Source organism: Sediminibacterium ginsengisoli (genome assembly GCF_900167075.1).
In the GTDB taxonomy this organism is placed as follows: Bacteria; Bacteroidota; Bacteroidia; order Chitinophagales; family Chitinophagaceae; genus Sediminibacterium; species Sediminibacterium ginsengisoli.
In genome coordinates, this window is record NZ_FUWH01000007.1 from 185009 (window position 1) to 202716 (window position 17708).

Annotated in this window: 13 protein-coding genes, 1 tRNA gene and 1 pseudogene; 2 read left to right on the plus strand and 13 right to left on the minus strand. The window is 43.2% G+C overall.

What is annotated here, in order from left to right; all coding sequences use genetic code 11:
* Positions 1-16 precede the first annotated feature (16 nt).
* From B5D42_RS18265 to dnaA, 12 genes and pseudogenes are all read right to left on the minus strand, one after another.
* On the minus strand, positions 17-433 hold the full coding sequence (locus B5D42_RS18265) for an acyltransferase (protein WP_317042017.1): 417 nt from the start codon (positions 431-433) through the stop codon (positions 17-19).
* 128 nt (positions 434-561) lie between these two features.
* A complete protein-coding gene (locus B5D42_RS12885; protein ID WP_078831926.1) occupies positions 562-1749 on the minus strand; it encodes a glycosyltransferase family protein in 1188 nt (395 codons plus the stop codon).
* Positions 1718-2782: an NAD-dependent epimerase/dehydratase family protein gene (locus tag B5D42_RS12890; RefSeq protein ID WP_078831927.1), complete on the minus strand. Its 1065-nt coding sequence runs from the start codon at positions 2780-2782 to the stop codon at positions 1718-1720. The genes B5D42_RS12885 and B5D42_RS12890 overlap by 32 nt, the downstream gene beginning before the upstream one ends.
* Complete coding sequence (locus B5D42_RS12895; RefSeq protein ID WP_078831928.1) at positions 2782-3720, minus strand: class I SAM-dependent methyltransferase; 939 nt, start codon at positions 3718-3720, stop codon at positions 2782-2784. The genes B5D42_RS12890 and B5D42_RS12895 overlap by 1 nt, the downstream gene beginning before the upstream one ends.
* Positions 3720-3875: pseudogene (locus B5D42_RS18325) on the minus strand (DapH/DapD/GlmU-related protein); the annotation flags it as partial. The gene B5D42_RS12895 and the pseudogene B5D42_RS18325, both read right to left, overlap by 1 nt.
* Positions 3876-4185: 310 nt before the next feature.
* Positions 4186-5421: an ABC transporter ATP-binding protein gene (locus B5D42_RS12905; RefSeq protein WP_078831930.1), complete on the minus strand. Its 1236-nt coding sequence runs from the start codon at positions 5419-5421 to the stop codon at positions 4186-4188.
* A 20-nt stretch (positions 5422-5441) separates the two neighbouring features.
* Positions 5442-6263: an ABC transporter permease gene (locus B5D42_RS12910; RefSeq protein ID WP_078831931.1), complete on the minus strand. Its 822-nt coding sequence runs from the start codon at positions 6261-6263 to the stop codon at positions 5442-5444.
* On the minus strand, positions 6253-9168 hold the full coding sequence (gene asnB, locus B5D42_RS12915) for an asparagine synthase (glutamine-hydrolyzing) (protein ID WP_078831932.1): 2916 nt from the start codon (positions 9166-9168) through the stop codon (positions 6253-6255). Before asnB ends, B5D42_RS12910 begins: the two co-directional genes overlap by 11 nt.
* Before the next feature lie 14 nt (positions 9169-9182).
* Positions 9183-11588, minus strand: a complete 2406-nt coding sequence (locus B5D42_RS12920; RefSeq protein WP_078831933.1) for a GumC family protein — start codon at positions 11586-11588, stop codon at positions 9183-9185.
* A gap of 3 nt (positions 11589-11591) precedes the next feature.
* Positions 11592-12395 carry a polysaccharide biosynthesis/export family protein gene (locus B5D42_RS12925; protein WP_078831934.1) on the minus strand — a complete coding sequence of 268 codons (804 nt, stop codon included), beginning with the start codon at positions 12393-12395 and terminating at the stop codon, positions 11592-11594.
* 470 nt (positions 12396-12865) lie between these two features.
* Positions 12866-12954: transfer RNA gene (locus B5D42_RS12930), tRNA-Ser, on the minus strand.
* Between the two features lie 119 nt (positions 12955-13073).
* Complete coding sequence (gene dnaA / locus B5D42_RS12935) at positions 13074-14507, minus strand: chromosomal replication initiator protein DnaA (protein WP_078831935.1); 1434 nt, start codon at positions 14505-14507, stop codon at positions 13074-13076.
* A 498-nt stretch (positions 14508-15005) separates the two neighbouring features.
* Between dnaA and B5D42_RS12940 the strand changes: the two genes are divergently transcribed.
* A complete protein-coding gene (locus tag B5D42_RS12940; protein WP_078831937.1) occupies positions 15006-15380 on the plus strand; it encodes a DUF3127 domain-containing protein in 375 nt (124 codons plus the stop codon).
* A gap of 65 nt (positions 15381-15445) precedes the next feature.
* Complete coding sequence (locus B5D42_RS12945) at positions 15446-17071, plus strand: NAD(P)/FAD-dependent oxidoreductase (protein ID WP_078831938.1); 1626 nt, start codon at positions 15446-15448, stop codon at positions 17069-17071.
* A gap of 315 nt (positions 17072-17386) precedes the next feature.
* On the opposite strand, the gene B5D42_RS12950 is transcribed toward B5D42_RS12945, so the two are convergent.
* On the minus strand, positions 17387-17708 hold a 322-nt coding region (locus tag B5D42_RS12950), incomplete at its 5' end, for a transposase (RefSeq protein ID WP_139367150.1).

Below are 17708 nucleotides of genomic sequence, written 5' to 3' on the forward strand. Positions count from 1 at the left end.
TACCCGCCATAGTCCTTTAAGAAACTTCATTCCCTCTATTAGATTGAGTCAATATTTTAATTACCCTTGCAGGCACTCCGGCAACCAATGTATCGGCGGGTACATCTTTCACAACAACAGCACCGGCAGCGACCACTGCATTTTTCCCGATCGTAACACCTTTTAATATTTTAGCGCCGGCCCCAATCCATACATTATCCTCAATAGTGACTGGTTCTACCGAATCCTTCATCCTGTGAAACGGTTGCGTCAGATCTACATGCAGATCATGATCGAAATCGGTTATATAACATAACGGACCAATCTGAACCCGATTACCAATAGTTACCTGCTGTTGTACATCAATGATCGTGTAGGAATTAATATAAATATTTCCGGCAAGAACAAGTCTTCCTTTTGCTCCGATATTAAATTTAACACCAGCTTCCAGCATGTTATGCTGCCCGGTTTCAAATCCGCTCCTGTTCCCGAAAAGAAAATCGTATCCATTAACAGGGAACCGAAGTTTTACACCCTGCATCCTGAGCTGCATATTGTAAAAATGACGCCTGGCTTTTTTGATCATGAATGAATGGAAATGGATTTTATAAAAATATCATGGTTATGTTCGTAATCAAACGCTGTGCGCTTTTTCAGCATTTTTTCAGCATTCATTTGCCTATTTGCTCCTGTTTTCAGTAATCGGATCTGTTCTGCCAGTTTTTTCTCGTCATTGTCCTGCAACACGTTATCGCAACCATTTTCCATTGCCCAGGAAATAATCCCACCGGTTGATGGACCCCAGAAAAACACCGGCAGGGCTGCAGATGTATAATCAACTATTTTACTGGAAAAATTATACCTGAAAGCCTCTTCCATTTCGAAAGAATTAAGCACGATAGACACATCCATTTCCTTGTGCATTTTCCTGACCAGCACTGCTGAATCTACCATGCTGTAAAAACAAACATGATTTTTCCGCAGGTGTTCGTATCGTTCCAGTATGTTTTCAGCTATATCCGAAAAAATATGCAGATCGCAACCTTCATTTTCAGTATGCTTTGCGATAAGATCGAGCATGGGCAGAAAATCGCTTGTAAAAACGGAACCGGCATAACAGAAGCTGATCCGGTCATTTTTGGCGAGTCTGGTTATATTCGGAGAAAATATTTTATCATTTACACCCCGGGAAGGAAGCAGCACTTCTCCGTCTTTGCCTGTTTTCATCCGGTAATACGCTTCCATGTTGGGCGAAATGCATAATCTGCTTTGTGAAAACCGGTACATTTCAATGAATATTTTCTCCAGCTGCTTTTGAAAAAAAGGCTGCTTTTCTGTTATAAGCCAGTCGTCATGCAATATCAGGTGAAGCGGTATATTATACTCACGCGCTATCCGGTATGCCTGTACCCACCGGAGCCGGAAAGGTATGGTTAGAATAATATCCGGTTGATATGTTCTGACTATATGGCGATCCGCTGCATGAACTACAGCCTGCCGGAGGAAAAAAAACGGGGAAACAAATTTTGCGAATTTGGATTGCTTCAGCCGTTCCCGGAATGTTGAATGCCTGTTGTGATAAACAACCCCGTTTATTCTTTTGCTATTGTTCACCGTCATCCCCTGGATGATCACGAGTTTATCTTTTGGATATTCTTCCAGCAGGCGATAGATAAGTGTAGCACCGGCAAAACTGAGCTCTACAGGAACATCGGCTATATATAAGATCCTGGGATAATCAGCTTTTTTCACCGGCTGCTCTTTTTCCATAATTAGCTACAATCTCGCCAATGGTCTCCTTCAGAGATTTTTGTATGCTCCATTCAGGATAATGAGATTTGATCTTTCTCAGGTCGCTGTAATAGCAGATATGATCACCTTCCCGGTTCATTTCACTGTATGTATATTTCATGGGTTTACCCGTAAAATTTTCTGTAATACGGAATGCTTCCAGGATAGAACATGTATTGTCTTTTCCGCCGCCGATGTTGTAAACTTCGCCATACCTCGGACGGTTAAGATATGCTTCTATGAATTTCGCAACATCGTAGGAATGGATATTGTCGCGTACCTGTTTTCCCTTGTATCCGAAAATAGTGTAGGGTTTTTCGTCCAGATTACATTTAATCAGGTAGCTTAAAAAACCGTGAAGCTCAACACCGCTATGGTTAGGACCTGTCAGGCAGCCACCCCTGAGACAGCAGGTGGGCATATTAAAATACCGGCCATACTCCTGTACCATAATATCCGCGGCCACTTTCGAAGCACCAAAAAGAGAATGCTTGCTCTGGTCAATGGTAAAGGTTTCGGGAATTCCGTTTGTATACGCAACATCAGCATAATCCCAACGCGTTTCCTCTTCTGTCATTGCTATGCGGTTAGGAGCATCCCCATATACTTTATTGGTACTCATATGCACAAAAGGGATGCTGGTACTGAGCTGGCGCAGCGCTTCCAGGAGATTCAGGGTACCAACTGCATTGGTATCAAAATCGTCAAATGGTATCGCCGCAGCCCTGTCGTGACTGGGCTGAGCTGCTGTATGAACGATTGCATCAGGCTGTATCTGGTGCACCAGTTGCCTGATAGCATTTCTATCTCGTATATCCACTTCATGATGAGTGAAACGAGGCAGTGTTCTCTGCAGCCTGCTCTGGTTCCATCTTGTATCACCCTGCGGACCAAAAAAAATTGCCCGTTGGTTATTATCAACACCATGTATATCCCATCCCATAGATGCGAAATGTGTACACACTTCAGAGCCGATCAGGCCAGATGACCCGGTAATTAATATTTTACTCATCAAGGATTCATTTTTTCGAAAACAGTTACAATATGATCTTTTGCGAAGGGATAAAATGGCTGTGTATTCCACTTCACAATTTTATTTAAAAAAGGGACTTTGCGCACTATCCTGTTCAGGCGTGAAGATTTTTTAGTTGAAATATGTTTGTACAAAAAAAAGCGGATTGAAAAAGCAGTTTTCCGACCGGCTTTTTTCATGAAAGAGGCGGAATAATGGGAACACTCTTTCCTGAGTACGACTTTTGCTCTCAGTGTTGCAGCCAGGAAATCAATATATCTATTTCCAAGCATGCAAACATGCTGAAGATTTTTAAAATACCAGTAGTCAGCTATATCAAATCTGCAATAATCAGAATCGGCGAAACCTGTGCTGATGATCAGCTTTCCGCCCGGCGCCAGTTTTTTCCAGACCTGCTGAATCAGCACAGTGGGATGGAGTAAATGCTCGAATACATCCGAGATGATAATCAGGTCAAAATAGCTGTCTTTGTCTTCCAGTTCTTTAGATGTCAATCCCTCTATTCCTTTTTCAGATAATGTTTTATAAATGCGTTCATCGATATCAAATCCGAAACAGAAGGATTGCTCTGCAAAAAAATGCAGCAACCTGCCGTCACTGCAGCCAAAATCTAAAATTTTCAGTTTTTCTTTTGCCTGCCAGATTGCTTTACCAAGTTGTTTTTTTATGATTTCTTCTGTAGGATATATATTTCGGGGGTCGCTCCACTGATTAAAATCAAAGCTGTTATAATACACTTTGAATTCTTTTTCGGATAGAACTTCATCTTTATAATACAAGCCGCAGTTATTGCACTGATTAACAGCATATGCATTCTGTACGAAATCAATATTGTTCCTTGATTCAGTTAATGCACCGCTTCTGCTTAATTCAACATATTTACCCGATCTGCAGCCGGGGCAAGTCAGCACTTTCATCGCATTTTTTGAATTTTTGCCGGAACTCCCGTAACTATTGCGCCGGGAGGCACATCTTTGGTAACCACAGATCCTGCGCCGATTACACAGCCTTTACCAAGCGTTACGCCGGGCATAATCACAGCATGGGAACCGATCCATACATCATCTTCTATTATCACAGGCTTTGCAATTACTGTATCATACATAATTTCCTGGCTATAATCATGGGTTATGGTGGAAATGGCAGTATGGGATCCTATCATAACTCTGTTCCCTATTTTGATTCCTCCGTGCCCCCACATATGGACAAAAGCAGCGATTGATACAAATTCCTCCAGTTCAATAAACTCCATTCCTTCAAGGCAGACCGGTTGCATTATAAATACATTCAGTCCGCTTTTTTTAAACTTTCTGTTAAAGCCGGCGGCTCGTTTCTGACCAGCACGGTAGTTTATTTTCCGTATCGCTTTTTTCAGTAACTGATTAATCCACATACCATTCGGCTTTTGTGGTTACTTTACCATAACGGTTATCAAAAGTCTTATTACCTGCAAAAGCAGACAGAATCTCAAGTGTTTCTGCATATTCGACCCAATCTACAAACTGATCGTTATGGTCAAATATGCCTGCGGATATTAAATAGCTACCCGGCAATAAAATATTGAGCAAATCTACCTTTACCGAATTACCGGGCATCCTATCAAAGTAATTTTCATTATCCTTTTGAAACACACTCCAGATTACATCGCCTTCCATATTATGGAATAATAAAAAGAAATGATATTTAGTGATTAGCTGCCAGGCATTGTCTGTTTGCGCCAGGTTTATTGAAATGCTTATTTTATCGTATACGGACAGCTCATTTCTTCGTGCGATATTGATTTTTTTTATCTCTACGCGCTGATCGCCGGCAATATGCTTATACACAACTGAATTATCTGAAACCAGTTGATCGGAATATGCAGACAGTATTGATTGCACATTTCCGCTGTGTTCTACTTCACCCTGGTTGAGTAAAATGCCTTTATTACATAAGCTTTTTACAATTCCCATATTATGACTCACGAACAATACTGTTCTGCCTTCATTTTTACTCACATCCTCCATTTTGCCCAGGCATTTTTTCTGGAATTGCGCATCCCCTACTGCAAGTACTTCATCAACGATCAGGATTTCAGGATCAAGATGAGCAGCCACAGCGAAAGCGAGCCTTACATACATGCCGCTGCTATACCTTTTGACTGGTGTATCTAAAAATTTTTCAACCTCTGCAAATGAAACGATATCATCGAATTTGTTCTTTATTTCAGCCCTCTTCATGCCTAGGATGGCACCATTCAGGTAGATATTTTCCCGGCCTGTCAGTTCGGGATGAAAACCGGTTCCCACTTCCAGCAGACTTGCGATCCGTCCACGGATTGCTATTTCCCCGGCAGTTGGCGGTGTGATCCGGCTCAGTATTTTCAACAATGTACTTTTGCCGGCTCCGTTACGTCCTACTATTCCAACCCTGTCACCGGCCTCTACTTCAAATGAAACATTTTTTAAAGCAAAGAATTCTTCACTTGTCTGGCGACCCCTCATCGAATTTGAAAAAGAAAACATTTTTTTCACCCCGCCGGCGATCACATCTCTCAATGCCTTGTAATTTTCTTTTTTTCCTTCATGCGTGATAATAAAGGACTTTGCAATATTCTTTACTTCTATAACTGGTTTCACAAATATCTGGTTGATTACAATTATATGTTATCTGCAAATCCCTTTTCCATACGCCTGAAATAGGCCACGCCTACATACAGCAATATGATAGTAATAGCGAGGGATAAAATAAATCCCGGAATATATAATTCCTCGTTCAGCAGGCACCAGCGGAACCCGTCAATAACACCCACCATCGGGTTTATAGAATACAGCAGTCTGTATTTTTCGGGCAGCACATGACTGCTGAAACCCACGGGTGTGATATATAATCCGAATTGAACAATAAAAGGTATGATATACCTGAAGTCTCTGTACTTTACATTAACTGCAGTCAGGTAAAGACCGATTCCGAAGGACGCCACAAAAGCCATGATAATGAAAAGGGGCAGAAAAACAACATGGTAACCAGGCAAATACCTGTACCATACCAGCATTACAATTAATATCAAGAAAGAGATCGCAAAATCTACCATAGAAGTAATAACAGAACTGGCAGGTATTATTATACGCGGAAAATATACTTTGGTTATTAAATTGGCATTGCCCACGAGGCTGTTGCTGGCTTCGCTTAAACTGTTCGCGAAAAACTGCCAGGGTAGCATTCCTACAAAGACCATCAATGAGTATGGAGCATTACCGGGGTTATCCAATCGTGCAATCCTGTTGAAAATAATGGTAAAAATGATCGTGGTCAGAACAGGGCGTATGATGCTCCATGCAGCTCCGATCACAGTCTGTTTATACCTGACCTTGATATCCCGCCAGCTTAATATGTAAAAAAGTTCTCTGTAGCGCCAGATATCACGCCAGTAATTTTTTTCGGAAACCTCAGGTTTGATTACGATCTCTTCAATCTCCATGAATGGGCGGATTCGTTTCTGAAAAATGAGATAAAATATTATTCTTGTACTTGTTAAAACTAAACGCCTTCTGCACCTGTCTGCCCAATTCTTCCCGATCCAAAACCGATCCGAGAACTTTTTCGATCGTTTCCTGTAATTGCCTCACATCGTCGGCATTGACCAGGTAGCCACCATTACCCTGTAGTACCGCTTCCGCACTTCCATCCGAATTCCCTGCAATAACAGGAGTGCCGCAGGCGGCTGCTTCTATAAATACGATTCCGAACCCTTCACCCTTGCTTGGCATAACAAATGCATCTGCCAGCCTGTAATGATCTTCCAGTTCATCGTCGGCAATAAAACCCGGCATTATTACTCTATCAGACAGGTTGCAGGATAAAATCAGTTCTTCAATCCTTGACTTTTCAGCTGTATCAGCATTTCCGCAAAGGAGGTAACGGATGTTTTCTTTTATACCGATGTTGCTTAATGCCTCGATCGTTTTATCGTATCCTTTATATTTTTCCTGATCTGATAATCTCGTAACAGTAAGTATAATTTTCTCGCCAGGAGAAATCCCGTACCGTTTCAATAAATAATCCGGCCTTTTACCTATCGGGGGAATAGAAAAAAAAGGATCGAGGCAATTATGGCGGACCGTTATCGCGGAAAGATCAATATTATTATTGGCTGATATCTGTTTTCGGGTATACTCGCTTACCGCTATTATAGCAGCATTCTGCAATAACCACTTTTTAAATCCTCCCACCTTTGGCCATGCTTCAATCCCGTGTGCCATGATTGTAAATGAAATATCTTTTTTCCGCCATTTCAAAATCCGCGCAGCAAGCGCAAGGTTGATGTGGCCAACAACAATATGTTTCCATGGAACCGGCTTTGTAAGCATGTTCCACATGAACCTTGCCTTATTTCCATTGTAACCATTGAACATAGATCTTGGGAAATACCGCTGATCTGCAAAGTTGTCGTATACACTATATGCATCTGTCTGACCTGGTTGAGCATCCTCAAAGGCTTTCAGCAAAGCCCTGTTCACTTTTTCAATGCCCCCTGTTCTGGAAAAAGCAGCTAAATACATGAAAAGCCGGTCAGGGGATTTACTGCAGTCAGTTTCTCCGGCCGGAAACCGGTCTCCCAAAGTTTTTAAAAGAAATATGCCCCAAACCCTGGAATAATTAATTCTTTTCTTGCTGAACTCTTTCTGCCACCGAACAGGTATATACCGTGGATTTTCGAAGGCCGGTATTGTTCTGAACCAGGTTTCAAGCGGGAATGTAAATCCTTGCTTTGGTCTTTTCCAGATTTCCTCCGGCAGTTCATTTTTAAATGCATCGATCAGGAGTTGTTTCGGGATGCTGCCATTGAATTTAACGACGGGATCCATCCTGTGAACGAGTTGCATTATTTTTTTATCGAGAAAAGGCACACGTAACTCAAGGCTATGCCACATACTGTAAACATCGCTGTCTCTCAGCAACTGGCTCTGCATGTATAATTCGCTTTCCAGTTGGCTCGTTCTGTTCCTTTGTTCCACTTTGCCGGAATCCTGTAATGGGGGTAGTGAGGCAAGCACTTCATTCACCTCTTTTTGGCTGATATTCAGCATTGCTGCTACATCGCGTGGTATAAACAGTCCGCGGTTAACAAGATAATCATTGTACCAGCGGTTCTTCCTGTAATAAGCACCTTTCCTTTGCGGATATTTTAACTGGCCAAAAGGCAGAACATGCGACAACAGGTGAAGCCTGGCGGCCATACTGGTGTTTCCTGTTCTTTTAAAAGAAGGATAACCGCCAAAAAGTTCATCCGCGCCCAACCCGCTCAGTACAACTTTAAGACCTTCCTCCCGGGCATACCGGGTAATAAAATAGCTGTTGATCCCATCGGTAGATGGCTGGTCCATTGCTTTATAAATATCCGGCAGGCTTTCAACAAACTCACCCCTACCCACCTTATAGCTGCGGTGTGCAACATTTGTTTTTCTGATGACCAGGTCCTGATAATATTTTTCACTGTATGCTTCATCTTCGAAATAGATAGAAAGCGTTTTCAGCTGTTCCGGCACCATCTGCTGCGCAGCGATCGTAAGTATACTCGAATCTATCCCGCCGCTTAAAAAGACCCCTGTAGGCACATCAGCAATCAGGTGTTTCTTTACTGCCTGTGTTACTGTTTCGCGAACCGCCGACACTGCTTCATCATAAGACTGAATATCGGATGTGAATATAAACTTTTCATAACACCTGATCTCGTACTGCCGTGTATCAAGATCGTATAAAAGATAATGCTGCTTAGGCAGATGCCAGACATTTTGCAGGGTAGTATGAGGCTCTGGGATAAAACCAAAAGAAAGAAACCAGACAGGCCATTGCGTGTTTTGAGGCCAGCCCTGATCTATGGCAGATATTCCTCTTATTTCACTGCTGAAGTAAAGATCTCCACCTTTCTTACCGTAATACAGAGGTTTTATTCCTGCATGATCGCGGGCTGCAATTACTTTTCGCTTACGCTTATCGATCAACACAAAAGCGAACATCCCTTCCAGTTTTGACAGACAATCTGTTCCCCATTCCGCATATGCATATATGAGCACTTCGGTATCACTGTCTGAACGAAAAGAGTACCCCGCTTCCCGGAGTTCTTTTTTCAGCTCGAGATAATTATAGATCTCACCGTTAAAGCTCAATACCAATTGACCGTCATTGCTGAAGTAAGGCTGGTGCCCTCCGGAACTCAGATCAATGATCGAAAGTCGCTTATGTCCCAATGCAACAGGCAGCTCATCATCAACATAATGACCGGTATCATCCGGGCCTCCATGCTGCATGGCTTGGGTCATCTGTGCTATGCGCGCAGGCAGATTCGGTTTATCCTCACTGATTATAGCTGCTATTCTGCACATATGTGCCGGAATTCCTAATTTTTATTTTTTCTCCATTTAAAACGCTGCCACCACGGTTTTGATTCCAGATCATCAAAATAATTCCCGTAACTGTAGCCTCCGTAGCCATAACCATTACCAAATCCATAATAGCCGTATCGATCCCCGACCATCACATCATTGATCACGAGGCCAAGATTGCGGAGTTTTTGCGTACGATATATCTCATCAACAAATTCCAGCTGTTTTTTCAGCGTGTATCGTTGTCTTACCACGTAGATTGTTGCCTGGGCATAATCGTGCAGTGTAAATGAATCACTCACCAATCCAACCGGAGCAGAATCGATGATGATGATATCATAATTCGCATAAAGCGCGTCAAAGAATGGCCGCATATAAGAACCGAGCATCAATTCTGCAGGATTAGGCGGGATTGGTCCGCAACCATAAATATGCAGTGAAGGATAATCGTCCAGAGTATAATAAAGATCATTAATATCAACGGCCTGGCCGGCGAGATAGTTACTGATTCCTTTGTTCTTTCGCTCTACTCCAATCTGATTAATGATCCGTGGTTTTCTCAGGTCGAATTCCAGTAAAGCCACTCTTTTGCCTGAAATAGCCATAACAGCTGCAAGGTTAAGACTTACAAAAGATTTACCCTCGCCGCTGACAGATGAAGTGATCAGGAGTGTTTTATTATTACCGAGTAAAAACTGAAGGTTTGTACGGATGATCCGGAACTGTTCGGAAATAATGCTCCTGCTTTTATGTGCAACCACAAGTGTTTGCATATCCTTGCTATGTCCGATTTCACCTACAACCGGCGTATCTGTTTTTTTTGTTATATCATCGCGGGTAATCACTTTATCATTCATGATATCTTTCAGGTAAATAATACCGAAAGGCAGCAACACACCTAACACCAATGCAAATAATTTAATTCTCCTGGCATCAGGTTCAATTGGTGCGTAGGAAAATACAGCTTTATCTATCTGTTCATAGTTGGAAATAGTAGAGGAGGAAGTAATAGCCGTCTCTTCTCTTTTTTGCATCAGATACAGATACAGCCCTTCTTTAATGCTTTGCTGGCGGCTGATCTCTTTTAAGACCTTCTCACGCGCTGGCATTTCGATTAATTCCGACTGGAACCTGCTACTTCTTGTTTTAAAGTTATTTAACTCATCCTGCAGCCTTCTGCGGATCAGAGAAACCCCGTTCCTGATGGCAGTACGTGTTTCTCCGAGTTGGTTATTGATATCGGCAATCACAAGGCTGCTGGGAGCCTGCATCGGAGTTTCCCTTTCCTTGCGAAGTATCAGTTCATTATATTTCACAATCAATGCAGTCAATGTGCCATCATCAACACCAAGGTTACTGGGAATGATCCGATCTGCATTTGCCGGGTTATTGATAAAATCTTCGATACTACCAATAACCTGCTTCCTGATTTCAAGATCAAGTATTGTTTTATCAGTAGCGCTGTAATCTTCCATGAACTGCTGCAACTGGTTTGTTGCACTGATAAATTTATTTGCAGTTTTGAATTCTTTCAGATTTGTCTCCACGCCGCCAAGCTCCTGTGTTACAATAGCCAGTCGCTGGTCAATGAACTGAATAGTGTTCCCTGCAATACGGTTCTTTTCCTCCAGGTTAACCGTTTTATATGCCTGTATAATATTGTTCAATATTTCAGCACATCTTTCCGGGCTGGATCCTCTCAGCGAAAGTACAATGATCGTGGTACGCTGACTCAGCGGTGCCACCCCTAATGAGCCTGCGATTTCAGATGCCGTATTTGCTGCCGGCTCCCATCTTATCTGGTATGGCGTTTCATTATTGAATGCTACTCCTTGGTTTTTATTTAAAATAACGTATGCGTCATTACAATAAAAAGGAATGCCCCACTCTATTTTTCTTTTTCCTGAATTACTTACCTCTTTACCGATATTCAAATCGGCACCTGCGTCGGTCAGGTTACTTAGCGTCAGAAGAAAACCCGAACTACTGTCTTTTTTTGACACCAGTGTACATTTAAAAGGCAGTGACGCGTACAACTCACTTGTGCGGATCTTGCCCTTATTGAAATACCGCATATTCAACCCACCCTGAACTACAGCGCGGGTGATAATATTTTTGGCTTTGATAAGCTCGATTTCATTGTCGAGATTCACCCTTGATCCACCCATAGCAGCGTCTATGAGATCGTTACTGCCGCTTCCACGCACCGAACCACCCCGTCTCTCATCATTTTTTACAAACATCTGCGCACTCGCCGTATATACAGGTACTTTATATCTTACATATAATACCGCGGCACCCAAGCAAATAATTACTGATAAAATAAAAAAGGAGAAGTAAGAAAAGTATTTAAAAAATATTTCCTTGACCGTCATTTTCCTTTCCTTGTTCTGAAATAAAACACCTTGTTGTTCAGACATAGATCAACGTGTTAAGAGAATATAAGTATTTAATAAAATAGCTACTCCTGACAAGAGAGAAAGCACAAGTGATATATCTCTTTGAACATTAGGATTCGCATTTACAAGCTTCAATTTATTATTGATCGCGTCTACATATACAACATCGTTCTGCTGCAGCTGATAAGCAGGCGATTGAAAAAAAGAAGCGTTACGCAGGTCTACCTCATACACTTTCCTTTCTCCGTTCGTTTCCCTGAAAACACGAACATTCTCGCGCTTGCCGAAATCAGTAAGATCACCTGATGCACTTAACGCATCCAGCAATGTAACACGGTCTGTATTAAAGCTTTTAGTACCCGGTGCTTTTACTTCACCTATCACATTCACCTTGAACTGCAGATATCGAACCAGCACATTGGGATTTTTTACATAATCTGCAATCTTTGCTTCCACCGTTTTTGCCAGTTCACCGCGTGTAAGGCCTGCCGCTTTTATTTTACCAATAACCGGCATTGCGATCTGGCCATCCATATCCACCAGGTAACCATTAGCAGTTGCAGCACCTTGTGCATTGTTACTCTGCATACCTGCACCTCCTGCATTCGGCAGGTTAAACAAAACCGCCTGCTCCTGGCTCAGCGTTCCGCTGTACACCTGTATCGACAGCAGATCATTCGGCTGGATAACCGGTTCTTTAAACACCGCTTTGCCGAGGCTGTCTGTTCCGTTCTGGAAATAACTGAAATTATTTACCAGTTTCTTTTGGCCCTGACAGGCGTACATAAAAATGAACGGCAGAAAGATCCAGTAACTTCTTCGCATCATAAAAATTAAGAATTATAAACCTCCCGGCAACCGGGCATAAAATTGTGTACAATGAATACAATCTTCAGAATCCCGGTGTAAAAGAGAGCATATAAGCCGGGGATATAGCTTCGCTTATCTCAGTCACATATATTTTCATCATCACCACATTCCCTGTCAGGATTCTGTTTGTATGGAGAAAAGATAAGCAGCAGAGTCAGGTCAAAAGAATTCTAACACATCTACAGGGGTATGAAAGTCATTGCTGATAACATATATCCCTTCCCACAAATATAACTGTTCAGGGTGCCAAAATCGGGCTTTTGATAAAATATATTTTACATACTGAACAGGTCGCTTAACAGGTGATTTTCTGCGGATTACAACCAGGGCGGACAGGTAAGAAATAGCCTTAAAAACAACTAGTGGGCCCTGCTTAAAAAGAAGGCCAGAACATAAAAAAGCCTGACAAATTATGTTGTCAGGCTTTGCGGTGAGGGCGGGATTCGAACCCGCGGTACAGTTTAACCCGTACGGCAGTTTAGCAAACTACTGATTTCAGCCACTCATCCACCTCACCGGGCTGAATTAGCCTTTCTCTTTTCAGAGAGGGCTGCAAAAATAAGGATAGGAGATTGAATATCCCAAAAAATAATGTTCTTATTCTGTAAACAGGCTGTAACCATTGCCAGATCTGGCTTACATGGCTGCCAGCTGTACTTTCTGCGTCAGCTCCATTACGTTTTCCCTGAAAATAGAATCTGTATCCATCAGGTCTTTTACCGTCTGACATGAATGGATCACCGTGGTATGATCCCTGCCACCAAAATGTTCCCCGATGGTCTTTAAAGAGTTTTTGGTAAATGCTTTGGCCAGGTACATCGTGATCTGCCGTGCCTGCACGATCTCCCGCTTCCGGGTTTTCTGCAGTAATTTATCATAAGGAACATCGAAGTATTCACAAACCATTTTCTGGATGGCGTCGATGGTGATTTCTTTGCTGCTGGTCTTCACAAAATTCCGCAGTACCTTTTTCGCCAGCTCTACATCAATGTCTTTTTTATTGAGCGACGACTGCGCCAGCAATGAGATCAGCGCACCTTCCAGCTCACGTACATTGGTATTGATATTATAGGCCACATATTTCACCACTTCCTTCGGCATATCCAGGCCATCGTTTTTCATCTTACGTTCCAGTATCTCGATACGGGTTTCGTAATCCGGCACCTGCAGATCTGCGCTGAGCCCCCAGCGGAAACGACTCAGCAAACGCTCCTGCATACCATCCAGGTCTTTGGGCGGCTTGTCTGAAGTAAGTACCAGCTGCTTACCGCTCTGGTGCAGGTGGTTGAATATAGCAAAGAATGCATCCTGGCTTTTTTCAGCACGACTGAAGAACTGAACATCATCAATGATCAGTACATCTATCAGCTGGTAAAAATGGATGAAATCGTTGATCGCGTTATTGCGGCTATGATCCTGGAACTGGTTGATGAACTTTTCACTGCTTACATATAAAACCACTTTGCCGGGATGTGTTCTCTTCACCTCGTTACCGATGGCCTGTGCAAGGTGTGTTTTACCAAGTCCGACGCTGCCATAGATCACCAAGGGATTAAATGAGTTGGCTCCGGGTTTTTCCGCCACCGTTTTACCGGCGCGCCTGGCCACCCTGTTACTGTCGCCTTCGATAAAAGAATCGAAAGTGTACATATGGTTCAGCTGCGGATCGATCTGCATTTTTTTAAGCCCGGGGATAACAAAAGGATTTTTCACCGGGTTGTCGATCACCAGCGGAAAATTCATCTCATTGTTATTATAGGTCTTCATGTTACGCGCCGGGATATCCATAGAGCCGTTGCGGCTGTTGGTATTCCCGCTGTCTACCATGATGCGGTATTCAAGGCGTGCATCTTTTCCAAGCTCACGTTTCAGTGTTTTGGCAAGGAGGTTCACATAATGCTCTTCCAGGTATTCATAAAAGAACTGGCTGGGCACCTGTATCATCAATACATTTTCCTTCAGTTCTACCGGGTTGATCGGCTCAAACCATGTTTTAAAATGTTGCCATTCTACAATGTCTTTGATGATCTTCAAACAATTGCTCCAAACAGATTCAGCGTTCTTAGTCATACAAAAAGTGAACGAATTTTATATAATGAGTTAAGTCTTTTCCTTGTCTTATTCCTTTCAGCAACAAATCCTTTTTTATAAGCAATCTGCCTTCCTGTCTTTTATCGCCTTAAACCTTCAAGTTATCTTATTTTTCCCACATGTGGAAATGTTGAAAAAAATAATACGGGGGTGCGAATATGTAGACTTTATGTTGAAAAAAAAACTTTTTATTCTCTTGTTTTTTTGCATCGAACCACAGTATGGCACTACCACTGGATTTCAGCTGATAAAAAAAATCAGCATCACAACTTTGATCGCTTTTCCCGGCCTCTTATTCATAATAACACCCGTTCGTTTTAAAGCATTTTCAGCATTTCCGCTTTCTCATTTCAGCTTGTAAAACTCAGCCAGGGGGTGCCTGACAAGTTACGGAACTTATCAGATTCCCGGCGGAAGAATTTAGAAGAACGGATCATTTTTTTAATAGTACTTTTGCGCTTTCATAAAACAATACTCATGTCGTACGAAATCGTAGGAAAACTCGTAGCTAAATTTGATATCGTTCAGCGTACCGAATCATTCAAAACCCGTGAATTTGTAATAGAGAAATCTGAAGATATCGGCGGCAGGGTGATTACCAATTACGTGAAGTTCCAGTGTGTGCAGGATAAGACGGCTATGCCCGACCGTTTCAATATGGGCGACGAAGTGAAAGTGCAGTTCAATATCAAGGGAACCAAGTGGGTGAAAGACGGCCGCGAAAACTATATTACCAACCTTGACGCATGGCGTATGGAGACCGTGAAAATGGGTCAGGACAATATGCCGCCGGATATGAGCTACAATGATATGCCGCCCCCATCCGACGTGGTGGACGATCTTCCGTTCTAACCGGAAGGGAAGCATTATTTACTGATTATCCGCTTCAATGCTTTTTAGGATAAATACCTAACAGTATGCAACAAAATCTCACTTTAAGGCTATTGCCTTCCGAAGCCGCAGATACCGGCAAAATCCGCAGCCTGATAGCCGCAACGGCCGGGCTGCAAGAATCGGCTGTAACCGGCTACCAGGTACTTAAACATTCCATCGATGCGAGGGGCCGGCAGGTCTGGATCAACCTGGATGTAAAAGCCTGGATCGGCGAACCTTTCGAAAACAGAAAGGCCCTGCCCGTATTGTTCAAAGATGTTACCCATGCATCCAGACAGGTGATTATCGTTGGGGCGGGCCCGGCAGGCTTATTTGCAGCACTTAAATTACTTGAAGCAGGTATTCGTCCGGTAATCCTCGAAAGGGGATTTGATGTACGTACCCGCAGGCGCGACCTGGCCCTGCTGAACAAGCAGGGTATCGTAAACCCTGAAAGTAATTACTGTTTCGGTGAAGGCGGCGCAGGTACATACAGTGATGGCAAATTGTATACGCGCAGCAAAAAGCGCGGTGACATTAACCGTATCCTTAATATATTATTTCTTTTCGGTGCCGAAGAAAATGTACTGTTCGAAGCACATCCGCATATCGGGACCAATAAACTGCCGCAGATCATTACTGCCATCAGGCAGCAGATCACCGATGCCGGCGGAATATTCCTCTTCGGCAAAAAAGTAAACCGGCTGGTCACCGAAAACAACCAGCTGAAAGGTGTTGGCACTGCCGACGGCGATACTTTTTTTGCCGAAGACGTGATCCTCGCCACAGGCCACTCCGCACGCGACATTTTTGAATTACTCCACCAGCACCAGGTTCATATCGAAGCCAAAGCTTTTGCACTGGGTGTACGGATAGAACATCCGCAGGAACTGATCGACAGCATACAATACCATTGTCCCGTACGCGATCCGCTGTTGCCACCTGCTTCTTACGGATTGGTAGAACAGGTAGACGGCAGAGGTGTGTTCAGTTTCTGTATGTGTCCTGGCGGTATTATTGCACCGGCAGCTACCAACCCTGAGGAACTGGTTGTAAACGGCTGGAGCCCCAGTAAAAGAAATAATCCTTATGCCAACAGCGGCATGGTTGTACAGGTAGATATTCCTGATGCCACCAGTTTCTTTGGCAAACAGGGACGTATTGTTGCTGAACAAAAACAGGAGTTGCTCGGCTTAACGCGTGAACAGCTGCTCGCCTCTCCGTTGCTGCTGATGTATTTCCAGGAAGCCATCGAAAGATCGGCATTCAAAGCAGGTGGCGGTAAGTTTGTTGCTCCTGCACAACGGATGGCTGATTTCTGCAGCAATAAGATTTCTGCCGACCTGCCCGATTGCAGTTATCTGCCCGGTATTGCATCTTCGGATCTTACCCGGGTACTTCCGCCCTTTGTTCATAAAAGTTTACAGGGCGGCTTCAGGGCCTTCGGAAAAAAGATGCGGGGTTATTATACCAATGACGCCGTTGTTGTTGCTACCGAAAGCCGCACTTCTTCGCCCGTAAGGATACCTCGTGATCCGGCTACACTGGAACATACTTCTTTAAAAGGTCTTTATCCCTGCGGCGAAGGTGCCGGTTATGCAGGTGGCATTGTAAGTGCAGCGATGGATGGAGAACGGGTTGCAGATATGATCATAAAAAAGGAGAGGTAAACACCTCTCCTGCCCCCAATATAAATCAACGCATAAAAAAACTGTCAGACTTTTTGTAATCAAGAGAGTCAGAGATAGCGAGCCATATTCCCCCCGGAGATGACCGCTATCTCTTTATTCCGGCAGCAATGTTGTAAAACAACGCTGCGTTTTCTCCCTTTCATGATGCAAACATACTGTGTGGTTTTGGCGCTGCATACGTGAAAAACACCCATTTTTTCAGGGGGGGGTGAGGGCGAAGTGAGGGAGGTGGGTGAGGAACCGCGGCGGTTTGCTGTGTTGCTGGTCAGGCGACCACAGGTGTTCGAAAGATATTTATGAGGAGTTACACAATAAAATAGCGTTCATTTTTTCGGGATCACCGCCGCACTTGATAATCAGATATTTAATTATCTCTGCTTCGAGATCAGCGGCGAACTTCAGCCTGGGTATTTTATATCCCGGTTGTTTCGTTTCTTTTTTATAAGCGCTTAATAAAATGGCTGCGATCATTGTGACATAGAGAACAACCTTAATCCCATTTTCACTTCTATTCACCAGGTGACTGAAATTGAATAATTGCTTGATGAATTTGAAAAAGACTTCAATATCCCACCTTCGGCGGTATACTTCCGTCACATCCTCAGCCTTCAGATCC